Below are 15,602 nucleotides of genomic sequence, written 5' to 3'. Positions count from 1 at the left end.
GGGCACGCCCCTCCTCCCGACCCCGCGGTACGGCCCGCGCGACCCCCGGGGAGGGCGGCGGGTGCGCACTATGCGGAACTTTGCGTCCTACCTATTGACGCAAGAATTCGAATTCCTGTTAATTGTCGTCAATCCCGCGACGGCGACCTCCTGTGGAGCCCGTCCGCGGTGTCACCGTCCACCCCGGGGCCGGTCTCTTGTCGTTTCGTGCTCGTTTTTTCCGTCATGCAAGGAAGTGAAAGAATGCCGAGAAACCGCCTCATGTCATCCCTTTTCTCAATGGCGGTCGCCGGCGTGCTGGCCGCCGTCCCCCTGGCCTCCCCCGCCTCGGCCTCCACCGCCTCCGCCGCGCCCATCTGCGCGAGTGATTGGGATTCCGCCAAGGCCTACGCCGGTGGCCTGACCGCCTCCTACCAGGGCCACAACTGGCGGGCGAAGTGGTGGACGCGCGGCAACACCCCCGGCGGCCCGTCTGGCATCTGGACCGACCAGGGCGCCTGTGAGGCGAGCGAGGGCAACTTCGTCGTCACCGAGGCGCAGTTCAACGAGATGTTCCCCAAGCGCAACCCCTTCTATACCTACAACGGCCTGGTCACGGCACTGAGCGCCTACCCCGCCTTCGCGGGCACCGGCAGTGACACGGTCAAGAAGCAGGAGGCCGCGGCCTTCCTGGCCAACATCAACCACGAGACCGGCGGCCTGTTCCACATCGTCGAGGTGAACACCGCCAACTACCCCCACTACTGCGACACCGACCAGCCCTTCGGCTGCCCCGCGGGCATCTCCTCCTACTACGGCCGGGGCCCGATCCAGCTGAGCTGGAACTTCAACTACAAGGCGGCGGGCGACGCCCTGGGCATCGACCTGCTCAACAACCCCAACCTGGTGCAGACCGAGGCCTCCGTCGCCTGGATGACCGGCATCTGGTACTGGATGACCCAGAACGGCCCCGGCACGATGACCCCGCACAACGCGATGGTCAACGGCGCCGGGTTCGGTGAGACGATCCGCAGCATCAACGGCTTCCTGGAGTGCAACGGCGGCAACCCCAGGCAGGTGCAGAGCCGCATCGACGCCTACAAGCGCTTCTCCGCGATCCTCGGGGTCGACCCGGGTGACAAGCTGAGCTGCTAGCGGTCACGACGGGCGGGGGCGCGCACCCCCGCCCGTGAGGGCCGCCCGGACACCTGTCCGGGCGGCCCTCACTACGAGGTCACTCCTGGATCAGGCAGATCAGGTAGTGGCCGGGCAGACCCTCCTTGGCTCCGACGACCACCCTGGTGGGGTGGCTGTACCGGCAGGCGGCGACCGGGTCACCCGACCCCTTGTAGATGAGCCGCCCGGTCCTGTCGGTGGAGTAACACCTGATGGAGCCGTACTCGTAGAAACCCAGTTCGGAGCCGTAGCTGACCTGTGCGGCGCAGTACTCACCGGTGTTCATCGGCCCCTGACCCTGCTCGACGACGGCGGCCTGCGCGGGGGCGGCCACCGACAACACCGCCGAGGCGGCCAGCACGGCACCGGAGAGCAAAGTGGCGACACGTCGGGACATAGCTGTCTCCAATCAAGAAGGAAATGGCTGGTGTTTCCTGTTCTCCGCTGATCCCGAAGGACCACGGAAAGGGCTTCAGACCTCGACCAGGCAGATCAGGTAGTGGTCGGGCAGGCCCTCCTTGACACCGACGATCACACGGCCCGGGTTGCTCGACCGGCAGGCGTCGTAGGCGTTTCCCGTCCCCAGGTGGACGAACCGCCCTCCGACGTAGCCGTAGCAGTTGAGGGAGCCGCGCTCGTAGAGACCGATGACGGAACGGGAGTCGACTCTGGCGATGCAGTACTCACCCGTGCTGATCGGGCTCTCGCCGCGTTCCACGACGGCGGCCTGTGCAGGAGCGGCGACCGTGAGCGCCGCCGAGGCGGCCAGCACGGCACCGGAAAGCAACGTGAGGACACGTCCAGGCATGACTGTCTCCATAGGGAAAAGGCCTTCGGCTTTTTCGTTCCCGGCTGTGCCGAGATTCCCGCAGGACCATTCGACCTCAACAGTCCGCCACCGATAGCGGGACTCGCGACGACGACAGAGCATCTAGACGAAGTATTAGATAGGAAAGTTTCCTACGCAATACCAGGGGACCCGCCAAATTCCCGCTTCTGCGAGGTCCTCATAACCCCCGGCGGTAAACAGAGCTTCACCTACAAAGCGGGAAGGGACCCGCCCCCGCAGGCCCCTTCCCGGATCAACCTGGAAACGCCGTCCCGGCTTACAGGTCCGGCAGCCAGGAGCCGTGGAAACCCGCCGGGACGCGGCGGGGAAGCCCGACCGAGGCGACGAACTCCAGATCCGCCGCGTCCAGGACGAGCAGCCGGGAGCCCTCCCCCGAGTGGTCGGTGACGATCGACATCAGCCAGCCGCCGTCCTCGGCCGCCGCGTCCGCCGCGGGCACGAAGATCGCCTCGTCGGGACGCCCCTCGGTGTCCCTGACCAGGGTCGCGCCGCTCTCGGTGTCGTACTTCACGACCGCGCCGTCGGAGACGGTGTACAGCAGGCGGCTGTCACGGCCCAGCAGGTCCTCGTTGAACGTGGGGAACTCCACCGCGCGGTCGTCGCGCTGCTCCTCGGTCACCCCGCCGGTCGCCGGGTCGAGCACCCAGCGGTACAGCACCGATCCCCCGGTCTCGGCCGCGGGGTTGCCGGCGCCGCCGATCCTGCCCCAGATGGAGGTGAAGGACTCACGCGTGTAACGGATCGCGTCGAGCACCACCCGCCCCGAGGCGTCCTCACGGGCGTTTCCCACGTGGAAGACGTAGCACGGGTCGACGTCGAACCAGGTCACCTTCCCCGCGCGGTCCATCACGCCGATCCTGGCCCCGTAGGAGTCGCTCCACTGGAACGGCAGGCTCTTTCCGACCAGTTCCATGTCGAAGACGACCGGCAGGTCGAGCCAGATCACGTGGTTCTCGGTGATCGCGAAATCGTGGATCATCGTCGGCCCGGGCACCTCCACCTCACGGCTCTCCACCAGCTCCCCGGCCGCCGACAGGCGGTGGTAGGTCAGGTAGGGCGGCATGAAGCCGTACCCGAAGAAGTGCAGCTCGCCGGTCACCGGGTCCAGCTTGGGGTGAGCCGTCATCCCCGTGGTCAGCCGCCCGCCGAAGTCACACGGCCCGACCGTGTCGAGCTCGGGCGTCATCTCGTACGGGAAGCCGCTCTCGACCAGCGCGAGGATCCTGTCCGCGTGCCGGATGATCGAGGTGTTGGCGCTGACGGCGGTCCTGTCGAGGCCGTCCGGGCCGAGGAGCCTGGCGCCCTCGGTGAAGGAGCGGGTGCGGACCCAGCGGTTGCGGTACCACTCCGCGCGGCCGTCGCGCAGCCTGACGCCGTGGATCATGCCCGGCCCGGCGAACCAGTGCCCCAAGTCCTGGCCGGGCAGCGGGTTGGGCCCGTTGCGGAAGTAACGGCCCGTCAGCTCGGGAGGCAGGGTGCCGGTGACCGGCAGGTCGAAGGCGCCGATCTCGTCGGGGACCGGGGCGAGGTCACCGCTGAGGTAGGCGGGGGTTCCGGAGATCCCGGGAGTGGTGGTCACGTTCTGCTCCAGATGACTCGGTGGGAATCGCGAGGACGGTCAGGCCGCCTGGCCCCGGAACCGGGCCGCGGCGATCTTGGGATACCGGGCGGTGAAGACCATGGGCACCACGAAGGTGACGATCTTGACGGTGATGACGGCGGTGGTGGCGTGCGGAGCGACGCTCAGCAGTACGGCCAGCAGCACCGCGGCGACGACGAAGGCGACACCCCACACCGCGGTGATGACCGCGTTGACCCGGTAGAACTGGGGAGTCCGCCAGATCTCCTCAGGAGCCATGCTCCTGGCGATGCCGAGGGTGAAGGGCCTGCGGACGGCCAGCGACCCCCAGGCGGTGAGCGCCAGCCAGGCGTTGACGAGGGCCGGGCCGTACGGGATGAGCGAAGAGGAGGGAGCGGCGAAGGAGATGGCCGCGCTCAGGACGAAGAAGATCGCGGCGCTGGTCTCGATCACCATCTGGTCCCAGTCCTTGCCGGAACGGCGGTCCACGACGATGAGTCCGAGCGCGATCACCAGCCCGGCCAGGGCACCCCAACGCCACTCGTCACCGGTGGCGATCACGGCGTAGACGATCCACGGGAGGAACCCAAGAAAACTGCGGACCATGACTTGCTCTCTTCACGCTCGACGTTCCTGTGCAGACAGGTCAAAGGTAGAACTTCCTGTAATGACATGTCAACACAGGAATGTAGGATCGGGGCATGAGCCTCCGACACGCACTGCTCGGCCTGCTGAGTCAGGGACCCGCGAGCGGCTACGACCTGCTGAAGACCTTCGACATCTCCCTCGCCAACGTGTGGCCCGCCACGCAGAGCCAGGTCTACGCCGAGCTCGGCCGTCTCGCGAGCACAGGCCTGGTCGAGGTGACCTCGGAAGGCCCGCGGGGCCGCAAGGAGTACGCCGTCACCGAGGCGGGGCGCGCCGAGTTGCGGCGCTGGCTGACGGAGACCGACCCGGGCCCGCTGGCCAGGCGCAGCGAGATGCTTCTGCGTGTCTTCTTCCTCGGCGAGGTCTCCTACGGGCAGGCCGGCGCCTACCTGCGACGGCAGGCGGAACTCGGCGAGGAGCGGATCGGCAAGCTGGCCTCCCTGCGGGAGACGATCAGCGCGATGGACGACGGCCTGTCGGTGTACGGCAGGCTCGCGCTCGAATGGGGGATGCGCTTCAGCGCCATGCAGCGGGACTGGGCCCTGTGGGCGGAGCAGGAGATCGAACGGCTGCCCGGCGACAGGGGCTGCGAACGGAGGCCGGAACCCGGAGCCGGGGAGGAGACGGACCGGACATGACTCGGCCGCGCCACGGGCGGATCTCGCCGTGGACGCGGCCAGGTTGAGGACACCGGGAACAACGGGGGCGCGACCGCCTGATCGGCGGCCTCCCGGGTGCGCCGCCCGGCGGATCACGCCGGGCGGACGTCCTTCTTCGAACGGGAGACCCCGGGACCCTCGCTGTGGCGGGCCCCCGGGTCAGGTCTTAACGACCGGCGCGGTTGACCGCGGAGATGATGGCCTTCAGGGACGCGGTCGTGGTGTTGGCGTCGATGCCGACGCCCCACAGGGCCTGCCCTTCGACCTCGCACTCGATGTAGGAGGCCGCCTTGGCGTCGGTTCCCGCACTCATCGCGTGCTCGGCGTAGTCCAGGACACGGACCTGGACCCCGATCCCGCTCAGGGCGTCGCAGAAGGCCGAGATGGGGCCGTTGCCGACGCCCTCGACCTCACGGATCTCACCGTCGACGCGCAGGTCGGCACCGATGGCGTCCTTGTCGTCCCCCCTGGAGACCGTACGGTGGGCCAGCAGGCCCAGGCGCCCCCACGGGCTGGCCGGGTTGGGGAGGTACTCGTCGGTGAAGACCTCCCACATCTGGACCGGGCTCACCTCTCCCCCCATCTCGTCGGTACGGCCCTGCACGACGCGGGAGAACTCGATCTGCAGGCGGCGCGGCAGGTCCAGATGGTGGTCGGCCTTCATGATGTAGGCGACCCCGCCCTTGCCCGACTGGCTGTTGACCCGGATGACCGCCTCGTAGGTCCGGCCGATGTCCTTGGGATCGATCGGCAGGTACGGCACCGCCCAGGTGAAGTCGTCCACCGGCACGCCCGCGGCGGCGTCGCGCTCCATGTGCTCCAGGCCCTTCTTGATGGCGTCCTGGTGGGAGCCGGAGAAGGCGGTGTAGACCAGCTCTCCGCCCCAGGGGTGGCGCGGGTGGACAGGCAGCTGGTTGCAGTACTCGGTGACCCGGCGAACCTCGTCGATGTCGGAGAAGTCGATCTGCGGGTCGATGCCCTGCGAGAACAGGTTCATGCCCAGCGTGACCAGGCACACGTTGCCGGTGCGCTCGCCGTTGCCGAACAGGCAGCCCTCGATGCGGTCGGCCCCGGCCATGTAGCCCAGCTCGGCGGCGGCCACGGCGGTGCCCCGGTCGTTGTGCGGGTGCAGTGACAGCACGATCGAGTCGCGGTAGGCCAGGTTGCGGTGCATCCACTCGATCTGGTCGGCGTAGACGTTCGGCGTGGCCATCTCCACCGTCGCGGGCAGGTTGACGATGACCTTGCGCTCCGGGGTCGGCTGCCAGACGTCGTTGACGGCGTTGCAGACCTCGACGGCGTACTCCAGCTCGGTCCCGGTGAAGGACTCGGGTGAGTACTGGAAGTAGATCTCGGTGCCCTCCAGCTCGGCGGCGAGCTTCTTGCACAGCTTGGCGCCCTCGACCGCGATCGCGGTGATGCCCTCCCTGTCCTGGCCGAAGACGACCCTGCGCTGCAGCGTCGAGGTCGAGTTGTACAGGTGGACGATGGCCTGCTTGGCGCCGCGCAGCGACTCGAAGGTCCGCTCGATCAGCTCGGCCCTGGCCTGGGTGAGGACCTGGATCACCACGTCGTCGGGGATCCGGCCCTCTTCGATGATCTGCCGGACGAAGTCGAAGTCGGTCTGCGAGGCGGAGGGGAAGCCGACCTCGATCTCCTTGTAGCCCATCCCCACCAGCAGCTCGAACATCTTGAGCTTGCGGTGGGAGTCCATCGGGTCGATCAGCGCCTGGTTGCCGTCACGCAGGTCCACGGCGCACCACCGCGGGGCGCGCTCGATGACCTTCCCCGGCCAGGTACGGTCGTCCAGCCGTACGGCGTCGAAGGGCTGATAGCGAGCGAAGGGCATGGAACTGGGCTGCTGCTGCGGATACATGAGGCTCCTCGGCTGGAAAGACGATCACGGCCGACACGCATGGCTCGCTCCGCGACGAGGGAGCCGGCCTGTTACAGGCCCTCGTCGCGGCAGCTAAGAAGCAGCCCGCGCAGCATGCCTAGCACGTTAGCAGACGGTTGCGAATACCTGAGACGCGGTCTCACATCGCGGGACGCGTGGGGCGTGAGCGGCGTGTGTGCCGTGCCCGTCCCCTGGACGGCGCCCGGCGGGAGGCCAGCGGAGAGTCGCGGGTTACAGTGGCGTTACCGTGGCGCTGCTGTCGATGACAGGGGGACCGACCATGAAGGACGACGACATCCTCGCCCACATCCACGAGCTGATCGCGGAGGAACACGGCCTGCGGCGGCGGCTGGCCTCCGGCGGCATCTCCTCACACGAGGAGAACAACCGGATCAGGGAGCTTGAGGAGGCTCTCGACCAGGCGTGGGACCTGCTCAGGCAGCGCAGGGCGCACAGGGAATTCGGCGAGGATCCCGACTCCGCGGCACCGCGCCCGGTGCGGGAGGTCGAGGAGTACCGCCAGTAGCGCGGGCCGGCCTGAGGGCCCTCAGCCGAGCGGCCTTCCCTGGCAGCGGGAGTCGACGGGGAGCATGGGACGGGACGGGGCGATCCAGGAGGCCATGTTCTGCTCCACGTACCAGCCGTGCAGATTGACCTGGGTCCTGGGCACCTCGCCCGGATCGGGGCACAGCACCCTGGACTTGAGCTCGTCGTTGCGGACGAAGCTCACGGCGCCCTCCCGCCCGAGAACGGTGAACATCCGGTCGTCGCCCGCGACCAGGTAGCCGACGAGCACCCGGGGCTTGCCCTCCTCCTCGATCTGCAGCGCGGTCAGCGGCAGGATCGGCGCCCGCATCACGATCACCCCGACCAGGAACGGCGCGAAGACCGCGATGGCGATGGCGATGCCGTGGGTGAGCGTCCGCGCGGCGATCAGGGGGACCGGCCCGGTGAGCAGCACGGAGACCCCCGGCGGAAGGGTCAGCAGGATCGCGGTCGGCACGTCATGGATGGTGAACGCCGTGACGATCGCGGGCCACAGCACCACGTAGGACAGCAGCGCGATCATCAGCGGCAGCGCGTAGCAGAAGGCGGTGCGCAGCCCCTCGTGGTGCGGGAACCGGTCGCGGACCGTGAGGCCCGCCGCGGCCAGCGCCAGCATCACCAGCGTCGGCAGGAAGCGCAACTGCCAGGAGAACAGGCCGACCACGACGGCCAGGACGACCACCCAGCTGGGAAGCCGCTGCGCGGTGCGCACCAGCCACGAGGAACGGCGCGCGCTGATCCAGTAGAGGGTGCCCAGCACCCTGCCGCCCAGGATGAGCGCGGGCAGCACCCACACGCTCGTGAGCAGGACGGCGGTCAGCATGCCCAGCGGACTGATGCTCTGCACGAGCAGGAGCAGCGTCTGGGTGTCCTGCCTGCTGGCGTACCACAGCCGCATCACCAGCAGGACGACGGGGAAGACCGGCAGCAGCGCGAGCAGCCACTCCTGGTTCCTCGGCGTGGCCATGACTCGCCGGGGGCGTTTCACCGGGAGAGACACTCCTGGGCCGCGGACAGGCCACGCTCCCACGGCCACCTGCGGATCGGCGGGGGAAGAACACACGGCTGCTCGGACTGCGCCACGTTGACGTCGCGGCTCGCGGCGAGCATCGGTTCGATGTTGTCCTTGTAGGCGTCCTCCCAGCCGTGGTTCTGCGGGTCGGCGTAGGACCGGTAGAGGGCGAGGTTGACCAGGTCGCGCAGCGCGGCGTTCGGGCCCGCGTTGACCGCCCACATCTCGGTCTTCTCCAGCGCGATGTCGTGGTGGATCAGCCCTCCGGCCGACTCCTTGACGAACCCCGCCAGGATGGCCGCGTCGGTCGTCACCGCGTCGTACTCCCCGTTCTTCAGTCCCTCGATGCAGTCGCTGATCCGGTTCTTCGCGGTGACGTCCGCCCTGGTCGCCCGCTCCAGTTCGACCTCCGAGGTCGAGGTGCCGAGCGTGCAGACCTTCTTGTCCCTCAACTGCCCCAGCGAGGTGACCTTCCCCTCATAGTCGGACCTGGTCACCACGGACTGCTCGGTGTAGAGGTAGGGCGTGGAGAAGCCGACGGAGGGGTCCTTCTGCCGCTCGGGCGTCACGCTGAAGGTGGCGACCACGAGGTCGACCCTGACGAACAGGCCGTCCTTGTCGCGGGCCTGCATACGGGCCCTGTCCTCGGTCTCGATGGCCATGAAGGCGACTCTGTCCTTCGGATAGCCCAGGTCCGCGGCGATCATGTACGCGATGTCGATGTCGAAGCCTCTGAAGACGCGTGCGCCGCTCTTGTCCTGCAGTGCGATGCCCGGGGTGTCGTCCTTGACGCCGATCCGCAGGATCTCCTTGCCGAACAGGCCCGCCTTCTCCCGCAGCTCGGCCTCCGTCGGCGGCCCGTTGACCCACAGGACCGAGGCTCCGACCACGACGGCCGCCAGGACCAGCGCGATCCAGGCGGTCAGCCGGAAGCGCCGCACCCTGCGCCCTCTGCCCGTTGAGCCGCCGAGCTCCGGCGGGACGGGCTGGGGAACGTAACGCTCCGTGGCGGGGGGCGGTTCCTCGAACGGCTCGGGCGTCCCGGGCGGTTCGGACGGTTCTGGCTTCGCCGGCCGTTCCGGCTCGGGCCGATCGAGCTCGGGCTCGGGTGGCTCCTGCCCCCGCGCGGGTTTCTCGGTCACTGCGCCCTTGACCTCCTCTTTACCCCGAAGGCTACGCCGGGGTTCCCGGATTCAGGAGGGCCTTCACCAAGACGAGATCGAACGGAGCGTCCCCCCTTTACCGGGAAAACACCGGCGAAAACCTCCGGCAATGACCCCCGGTTTCAGGAAGGCCCGCCGACCGGCCGTGGCCGCCAAATCAGAGGTTCCGGAAAAGCACCACAAGACCAGGTCATCGGCCATGGAAAACCCTTTTGCTCCCCCTGGCCGCCCTTTCGCCCGCACGCGTTTCCTACGGCGTTCGGCGCACGACGAAACCCGGGAGAGACCCGCGGGCCGGGAAAACCGGCCGCACTCCGGACCGTGAAGGAGACGCTCAGTCGTAGAAGCCGAGACGGCGCAGCTGTTTGGGGTCGCGCTGCCAGTCCTTGGCGACGCTGATGCGCAGGTCGAGGTAGACCCGGCTACCGAGCAGCGCCTCGATCTGCTTACGGGCCCGGCTGCCGACCTCCTTCAGGCGCGCTCCCTTGTGGCCGATCACGATGGCCTTCTGCGACGGGCGCTCGACGAACATGTGCGCGTAGATGTCGAGCAGGTCGTCGCGGCCCTCACGGGGCAGCATCTCGTCGACGACGACCGCGATCGAGTGCGGCAGCTCGTCCCTGACCCCCTCGAGCGCGGCCTCCCGGATCAGCTCACCAACGAGCACCTGCTCCGGCTCGTCGGTGAGCTGCCCCCCCTCGTACAGCGGCGGGCTCTCGGGAAGCCGGTCGATCAGCACGTCCGCGACCACGTCCAGTTGCTCGCCCGACGCCGCGGAGACCGGGACGATCTCCGCGAACTCGGCAAGCTGGGAGACCGCGAGCAGCTGGGCGGCGATCTGCTCGCGGGTGGCCAGGTCGCACTTGGTCACCACGGCGACGACCGGGGTCTTCCTGACGGCGGCGAGCTTCTCGGCGATGAACCGGTCTCCCTTGCCGACGGGCTCGTTGGCGGGCACGCAGAAGCCGATCACGTCGACCTCGGTGAGGGTGGACAGCACCAGGCTGTCCAGCCGCTCGCCCAGCAGCGTCCTGGGCCGGTGCAAGCCGGGGGTGTCCACGATGACGAGCTGGGCGTCGGGCCGGTGCACGATGCCCCTGATGGCCCTGCGAGTGGTCTGCGGCTTGGAGGAGGTGATCGCCACCTTCGTGCCGACCAACGCGTTCATCAGCGTGGATTTGCCGACATTGGGCCTGCCGACGAAGCAGGCGAAACCGGCACGGAAATCAGCAGCTGAGGAACTCACGCCAACCATTGTCCCCGATGGAACGGTCAGCTCTGACGCAGCGTTCCGTCGGGACCGGCGACGAGGAGCCGCTCCCCGCCCAGATCGCGGACCACGAGCACGTCCGTCTCCGCCGGGCCGTCCGCCGCCGTGACCAGCGCCGCCGCCTCCAGGGACTCGGCCCCGCTGGAGACGGCCATCGCCACGGCCACCTGGAGCGCCGACAACCGCAGTGACGGCAGCGCCACGTTGGTCGCCGAGTAGGTCCGTCCCGTCTCGTCGCGTACGGCCGCCCCCTCGGCCGCGCCGTTACGGGCGCGGATGGAGCGGGCCAGCACGATGATCTTGTTGTCCTCTGGGTCGAGGGTCGTGTCACTCACGGCACAAGGGTATTCAGCCCCGGGAGGCGAGGCACGACCGGCCCGTACGCCCGACGGGACCGTTCACGAGGCCGCGCCGCCGATGAGCGACCGGGTGAGCTGTCCGGTACGGCCCGCGTCGACACCGGCGACACCGGTGTGCACCAGGGAGACCAGGGTGTTTCCCGTAAGGGCGAAGACGACGTGCATCTCGTAGGGGTAGCCGTTGAGCCTGCCCCGCAGCCGCCTGGCCTGGACCTCGGCTCCGGCGCCGCCCAGTCGCAGCCGGGAGACCCGGAGGGCGGTTCCTCTGCCCGCCAGGGAGTTCCTGGCCACCCGGCAACCGTCCAGGGCCCGGGTCAGCTCCGCGAAGCGCAGTTCGGCGCCCTGCCCGGCGTAGGAGGCCATGCTGACCCCGGCCAGCTCGCCCAGCCTGTCGCCCGGGTAGGTCACGGCCACCCGCGTCCCGCCGGAATCGGCTCCTCCGCCTCCTGCCGTGTCGAGCAGGAGTCTGCAGTCCTGGTTGACCGCCCGGAACGGTGGCACCCACCCGTCGCGCGGCTTGGCGGAGAAGCCGTCGGGAAGGCGCGACGCCCCTTCCCGCAGCAGTCCCCGCAGCCTTGTGAGCTCGGCTCGGGAGTCGCCTCCCGCTGAGGCGTCCCGCGCCGCCCCGCCACCGCACGCGGCCGCCCCCATGGCCAGCGCCCCGCAGATAGTGACCGCAATAACAGCCTGAATCCCCCGCGTCATGACTCATCCCCCGATGTCACATGCGAGATGTCTTGTCCCCGCCGATCCGCTTTCTTCCCTGTCACCAAAAGCGGCAATCGCCAAGAAACGCCTAAGGGTGCCCTCAACCACCCCATGCGGTTGAGAACACCCTTCAGCGAGCGACGAGAGACTGTCTGCCGGAGCCTCTCGTGCCTTTCCCCGTGTTTTTCATCCCGGCCCCGCGAACCCCTCACGGTGCCGGCCCCCATCGGCTCCGCGTGAGCGGCGCCGTGAGAACACAGTGCCCGGCCCCGGTTGCAGGACGCTTGCGGCCCGCTTGAAAGTCGCTTTCCGCGAGGTCAGTCGTGTCCCGCCGACGCCTCCACGGAGTCGGGCTCGGCGGGGGCGACCCGCCGGACGAGGACCGTGCCGATCCGGTTGCGACGGCCCGCGAGGCTCTCGGCCGTCAGGCTGAGCCCCTCGACCACGGCCTCCGAGCCCGCGATCGGCACCCGGCCGAGGGCGTGCGCCAGCAGGCCGCCCACGGTCTCGACGTCGTCCACCTCGAGCTCGACGTCGAACAGGTCGGCCAGGTCGCCCACGGGCAGACGGGCGGTCACCCGTACGGAACCGTCGTCCAGCGACTCGATCCTGGGCGCCTCCTGGTCGTACTCGTCGGTTATCTCACCGACGATCTCCTCCAGGATGTCCTCGATCGTGACCAGACCGGCCGTCCCGCCGTACTCGTCGATGACGATGGCCTGGTGGATCTGGCGGGCCTGCATCTCGCGCAGGAGCTCGTCGATCGGCTTGCTCTCCGGCACGTAGGAGGCCGGGCGCATGATCGTGTCGATCTGCTCCGTGCGGCTCTGCTCCCCGGTCTCCTGCAGGCGGCGCACGACGTCCTTGAGGTAGGCGATCCCGATGACGTCGTCCTCGTTCTCCCCGACGACGGGGATGCGGGAGAACCCGCTGCGCAGGGCGAGCGACAGCGCCTGGTTCAGGGTCTTGGCGCGCTCGATGAAGACCATGTCGGTACGGGGCACCATGACCTCGCGCACCAGGGTGTCGCCGAGCTCGAAGACCGAGTGGATCATCTCCCGCTCGTCCGGCTCGATGACCCTGCGCTCCTCGGCCAGGTCGACCAGGTCGCGCAACTCGGCCTCCGAGGTGAACGGCCCCTCCCTGAAGCCCTTGCCGGGCGTCACGGCGTTGCCGATCAGGATGAGCAGCTTGGGCAGGGGACCGAAGATCCTGGTCAGGCCGTACACGAGAGGGGCGCTGGCCAGGGCGATCGGTTCGGCGTGCTGGCGGCCGAGTGTGCGCGGGGAGACCCCGACGATCACGTAGCTGATCACGATCATGACGGCCGCCGCGGCGGCGTACGCCCCGCCCTCGTCGCCGAACAGGTCGATGAAGAGCAGCGTGGCGATCACCGTGGCGACCAGTTCGCAGCTCAGGCGCAGCAGGAGCAGCAGGTTGAGGTAGCGCGGCGGGTCGGCGACGATCGCCTGCAGGCGCCTGGCGCCCCGGCGGCCCTCACGCACGAACTCCTCGGCCCGCACCCGCGATATGCGGGTGAGAGCCGTCTCCGCACTGGCGATCAGGCCGCCGACCACGACGAGGACGACGGCCGAGAGCAACCACCCGTTGGCGAAGTTCACCGCTGGGGGCGTACCTTCCGCCACGATTCGAGAAGCTCGCCCTGCAGGCCGAACATCTCCTTGTGCTCCTCGGGCTCGGCGTGGTCGTAGCCGAGCAGGTGGAGGATGCCGTGCGTGCACAGCAGCTCAAGCTCGGCCTCCGTGCTGTGCCCCGCCTCGGCGGCCTGCTTGGCCGCCACCTGCGGGCACAGCACCACGTCGCCCAGGAGCGCCGGGTCGGCCGGGGCGTCGCCCTCCTGGCGGGCGCCGCTGCCGGGACCGGGGCGCAGCTCGTCCATCGGGAAGGCGAGCACGTCCGTCGGCCCTGGCTCGCCCATCCACTGCTCGTGCAGCACCGACATGGCCTCCTCGTCCACGACGAGGATGGACAGTTCGGCGAGCGGGTTGATGTCCATCCGCTCCAGCACGTGCCCGGCCAGCGAGACGATGAGCCCCTCGTCGATCTCGACGCCTGACTCGTTGTTGACCTCGATGCTCATCGGTCGCTCACCGTTCTTCCCCTGGGACGCTTCACCACGCCCTTGATCGGCTGCGGCTCGTCACGCCGCAGCTCGTCGTAGCGCCCGTAGGCGTCGACGATGTCGCTGACCAGCCTGTGCCGTACGACGTCGGAGCTGGTCAGACGGCTGAAGTGGATGTCGGGGATGCCGTCGAGGATGTCCTGGACCACCTTCAGGCCGCTCTGCGTGCCGCCGGGCAGGTCGACCTGGGTGACGTCACCCGTGACGACGATCTTCGAGTTGAACCCCAGACGCGTCAGGAACATCTTCATCTGCTCGGGCGAGGTGTTCTGCGCCTCGTCGAGGATGATGAAGGCGTCGTTGAGCGTACGGCCGCGCATGTAGGCCAGCGGGGCGACCTCGATCGTGCCCGCCGCCATCAGCCGGGGGATCGAGTCGGGGTCGACCATGTCGTGCAGCGCGTCGTAGAGCGGGCGCAGGTAGGGGTCGATCTTCTCGTAGAGCGTGCCGGGCAGGAAGCCGAGCCGTTCGCCCGCCTCGACCGCCGGACGGGTGAGGATGATCCGGTTGACCTTCTTCTCCTGCAGCGCCCTGACCGCCTTGGCCATCGCCAGGTAGGTCTTGCCGGTGCCGGCGGGGCCGATGCCGAAGACGATGGTGTGCCGGTCGATCGCGTCGACGTAACGCTTCTGGTTCACCGTCTTGGGACGGATCGTCCGGCCCCGCGAGGAGATGATGTCGAGGGAGAGCACCTCCGCCGGGCGGTCCGAGCTCATGCGCAGCATCGCGATGCTGCGCTCGACCGCGTCGGGTGTGAGTTCCGCGCCCCCGCGGACGAGTTCGGCCAGCTCCTCGAACAGGCGCACCACGACGCTGCTCTCCTCGGGGCTGCCGGTGATGGTGATCTCGTTGCCCCGGACGTGGATGTCGGCGCGGAAGGCGCCCTCGACGACCCGCAGCAGCTCGTCACGCGAGCCCAGCAGGCTCACCATCGAATGGTCGTCCGGAATCACCACCTTTGCCTGGGTCCTAGTGGGGCCCTTGGCCTTGGGCTGGGACGTTCTGCTGGAATCGTTTGTCTCGGACATAGGCGGGCCTTTCGGCCTGTTCGCCTCCAGATATCGGGTTCAGACTTCCCCGCCATCGTATCCGTGTTCGACCCGATCGCGCTTTCCCGTTTTCAGCCGGGCGGCCAGGTCAGGCCGCGTCCGCCGAGCACGTGCCCGTGCACGTGGAAAACGGTCTGTCCGGCCCCGGGGCCGGTGTTGAACACGATGCGATATCCGGGCTCCGCGACCCCCTCCTGCTCGGCCACCGTGTGCGCCGTCCTGAGCACCTCGTCGGCGAGCCCGTGGTCGGCCGCGGCCAGCGCCGCCGCGTCCTGGTAGTGGTCCTTGGGAACCACCAGGACATGGGTCGGCGCCTGGGGGTTGACGTCTCTGAAGGCCAGGGTCCGCTCGGTCTCGTGGACGACGTCCGCGGGAATCTCCCCGGCCACGATCCTGCAGAACAGGCAGTCGGCTTCACTCACCATGCGGGCACCCTATCCCCCTGTGATCCCGTGAAGCCCCTTCCCCGCTCCCCGCGCCGTTGTCAATCGGTGATGGCACATCGTCAGCGAACAAAGATCCGCCCAGCTAAGGTAAGTGTGCAAAACTTCAACAACGACAGCC

Annotated in this window: 17 protein-coding genes; 3 read left to right on the top strand and 14 right to left on the bottom strand. The window is 68.7% G+C overall.

All coding sequences use genetic code 11. The features are described from left to right. The first annotated feature begins 279 nt into the window (after nt 1-279). Nucleotides 280-1,134: a glycoside hydrolase family 19 protein gene (locus ACFYY8_RS21795; protein ID WP_390043558.1), complete on the top strand. Its 855-nt coding sequence runs from the start codon at nt 280-282 to the stop codon at nt 1,132-1,134. Between the two features lie 79 nt (nt 1,135-1,213). Here ACFYY8_RS21795 and ACFYY8_RS21790 read toward each other — a convergent pair whose 3' ends face one another. The 4 genes from ACFYY8_RS21790 to ACFYY8_RS21775 form a co-directional block, all read right to left on the bottom strand. Continuing rightward, entirely contained in the window at nt 1,214-1,552 is a 339-nt protein-coding gene (locus ACFYY8_RS21790; protein WP_390043556.1) for a hypothetical protein, read from the bottom strand. A gap of 75 nt (nt 1,553-1,627) precedes the next feature. Then, on the bottom strand, nt 1,628-1,963 hold the full coding sequence (locus ACFYY8_RS21785) for a hypothetical protein (protein ID WP_390043554.1): 336 nt from the start codon (nt 1,961-1,963) through the stop codon (nt 1,628-1,630). Nucleotides 1,964-2,261: 298 nt separating this feature from the next. Continuing rightward, a complete protein-coding gene (locus tag ACFYY8_RS21780; protein WP_390043552.1) occupies nt 2,262-3,584 on the bottom strand; it encodes a carotenoid oxygenase family protein in 1,323 nt (440 codons plus the stop codon). Between the two features lie 39 nt (nt 3,585-3,623). Next, nucleotides 3,624-4,190 carry a hypothetical protein gene (locus ACFYY8_RS21775; protein WP_390043550.1) on the bottom strand — a complete coding sequence of 189 codons (567 nt, stop codon included), beginning with the start codon at nt 4,188-4,190 and terminating at the stop codon, nt 3,624-3,626. 95 nt (nt 4,191-4,285) lie between these two features. Between ACFYY8_RS21775 and ACFYY8_RS21770 the strand changes: the two genes are divergently transcribed. Beyond that, nucleotides 4,286-4,870, top strand: a complete 585-nt coding sequence (locus ACFYY8_RS21770; protein ID WP_390043548.1) for a PadR family transcriptional regulator — start codon at nt 4,286-4,288, stop codon at nt 4,868-4,870. A gap of 187 nt (nt 4,871-5,057) precedes the next feature. Here the strand turns inward: ACFYY8_RS21770 and leuA are convergent, their stop codons facing one another. Continuing rightward, the gene (gene leuA / locus ACFYY8_RS21765) at nt 5,058-6,767 is read right to left on the bottom strand and encodes a 2-isopropylmalate synthase (protein WP_390043546.1); all 1,710 of its coding nucleotides are present in this window, start codon (nt 6,765-6,767) and stop codon (nt 5,058-5,060) included. 301 nt (nt 6,768-7,068) lie between these two features. On the opposite strand from leuA, the gene ACFYY8_RS21760 reads away from it, so the two are divergent. Beyond that, the gene (locus ACFYY8_RS21760; RefSeq protein WP_352008611.1) at nt 7,069-7,314 is read left to right on the top strand and encodes a DUF2630 family protein; all 246 of its coding nucleotides are present in this window, start codon (nt 7,069-7,071) and stop codon (nt 7,312-7,314) included. A gap of 21 nt (nt 7,315-7,335) precedes the next feature. Here the strand turns inward: ACFYY8_RS21760 and ACFYY8_RS21755 are convergent, their stop codons facing one another. From ACFYY8_RS21755 to ACFYY8_RS21715, 9 genes are all read right to left on the bottom strand, one after another. Next, nucleotides 7,336-8,322 carry a hypothetical protein gene (locus tag ACFYY8_RS21755; RefSeq protein WP_390043544.1) on the bottom strand — a complete coding sequence of 329 codons (987 nt, stop codon included), beginning with the start codon at nt 8,320-8,322 and terminating at the stop codon, nt 7,336-7,338. Further along, nucleotides 8,319-9,488 (bottom strand): transporter substrate-binding domain-containing protein, encoded by a 1,170-nt coding sequence (locus tag ACFYY8_RS21750; RefSeq protein ID WP_390043542.1) that lies wholly within the window; start codon nt 9,486-9,488, stop codon nt 8,319-8,321. Before ACFYY8_RS21750 ends, ACFYY8_RS21755 begins: the two co-directional genes overlap by 4 nt. A gap of 355 nt (nt 9,489-9,843) precedes the next feature. Next, entirely contained in the window at nt 9,844-10,764 is a 921-nt protein-coding gene (gene era, locus ACFYY8_RS21745; protein WP_390043539.1) for a GTPase Era, read from the bottom strand. Nucleotides 10,765-10,781: 17 nt separating this feature from the next. Further along, nucleotides 10,782-11,114 carry a cytidine deaminase gene (locus tag ACFYY8_RS21740; protein WP_390043536.1) on the bottom strand — a complete coding sequence of 111 codons (333 nt, stop codon included), beginning with the start codon at nt 11,112-11,114 and terminating at the stop codon, nt 10,782-10,784. Between the two features lie 63 nt (nt 11,115-11,177). Continuing rightward, on the bottom strand, nt 11,178-11,843 hold the full coding sequence (locus ACFYY8_RS21735; RefSeq protein ID WP_390043533.1) for a hypothetical protein: 666 nt from the start codon (nt 11,841-11,843) through the stop codon (nt 11,178-11,180). A 320-nt stretch (nt 11,844-12,163) separates the two neighbouring features. Beyond that, complete coding sequence (locus tag ACFYY8_RS21730) at nt 12,164-13,468, bottom strand: hemolysin family protein (protein ID WP_390043531.1); 1,305 nt, start codon at nt 13,466-13,468, stop codon at nt 12,164-12,166. Next, a complete protein-coding gene (gene ybeY, locus ACFYY8_RS21725; protein ID WP_352008604.1) occupies nt 13,465-13,947 on the bottom strand; it encodes an rRNA maturation RNase YbeY in 483 nt (160 codons plus the stop codon). The genes ACFYY8_RS21730 and ybeY overlap by 4 nt, the downstream gene beginning before the upstream one ends. Beyond that, the gene (locus tag ACFYY8_RS21720; protein ID WP_390043528.1) at nt 13,944-15,017 is read right to left on the bottom strand and encodes a PhoH family protein; all 1,074 of its coding nucleotides are present in this window, start codon (nt 15,015-15,017) and stop codon (nt 13,944-13,946) included. The genes ybeY and ACFYY8_RS21720 overlap by 4 nt, the downstream gene beginning before the upstream one ends. A 92-nt stretch (nt 15,018-15,109) precedes the next feature. After that, a complete protein-coding gene (locus ACFYY8_RS21715) occupies nt 15,110-15,460 on the bottom strand; it encodes a histidine triad nucleotide-binding protein (protein ID WP_352009441.1) in 351 nt (116 codons plus the stop codon). Nucleotides 15,461-15,602: the final 142 nt, after the last annotated feature.

It is taken from the genome of Streptosporangium sp. NPDC001559, from assembly GCF_042893955.1.
Classification (GTDB): domain Bacteria; phylum Actinomycetota; class Actinomycetes; order Streptosporangiales; family Streptosporangiaceae; genus Streptosporangium.
The sequence above is the reverse complement of the archived record's forward strand: the minus strand, read 5'-3'. Positions and strand labels throughout refer to the sequence as shown.

What these genes read in the sequence shown, in the direction of transcription:
- ACFYY8_RS21795 (WP_390043558.1), top strand. Translation starts at nt 280, where the DNA reads ATGGCGGTCGCCGGCGTGCTGGCCGCCGTCCCCCTGGCCTCCCCCGCC.
- ACFYY8_RS21790 (WP_390043556.1), bottom strand. Translation starts at nt 1,552, where the DNA reads ATGTCCCGACGTGTCGCCACTTTGCTCTCCGGTGCCGTGCTGGCCGCC.
- ACFYY8_RS21775 (WP_390043550.1), bottom strand. Translation starts at nt 4,190, where the DNA reads ATGGTCCGCAGTTTTCTTGGGTTCCTCCCGTGGATCGTCTACGCCGTG.
- ACFYY8_RS21785 (WP_390043554.1), bottom strand. Translation starts at nt 1,963, where the DNA reads ATGCCTGGACGTGTCCTCACGTTGCTTTCCGGTGCCGTGCTGGCCGCC.
- ACFYY8_RS21760 (WP_352008611.1), top strand. Translation starts at nt 7,069, where the DNA reads ATGAAGGACGACGACATCCTCGCCCACATCCACGAGCTGATCGCGGAG.
- ACFYY8_RS21735 (WP_390043533.1), bottom strand. Translation starts at nt 11,843, where the DNA reads ATGACGCGGGGGATTCAGGCTGTTATTGCGGTCACTATCTGCGGGGCG.
- ACFYY8_RS21770 (WP_390043548.1), top strand. Translation starts at nt 4,286, where the DNA reads ATGAGCCTCCGACACGCACTGCTCGGCCTGCTGAGTCAGGGACCCGCG.
- ybeY (WP_352008604.1), bottom strand. Translation starts at nt 13,947, where the DNA reads ATGAGCATCGAGGTCAACAACGAGTCAGGCGTCGAGATCGACGAGGGG.
- era (WP_390043539.1), bottom strand. Translation starts at nt 10,764, where the DNA reads ATGGTTGGCGTGAGTTCCTCAGCTGCTGATTTCCGTGCCGGTTTCGCC.
- leuA (WP_390043546.1), bottom strand. Translation starts at nt 6,767, where the DNA reads ATGTATCCGCAGCAGCAGCCCAGTTCCATGCCCTTCGCTCGCTATCAG.
- ACFYY8_RS21720 (WP_390043528.1), bottom strand. Translation starts at nt 15,017, where the DNA reads ATGTCCGAGACAAACGATTCCAGCAGAACGTCCCAGCCCAAGGCCAAG.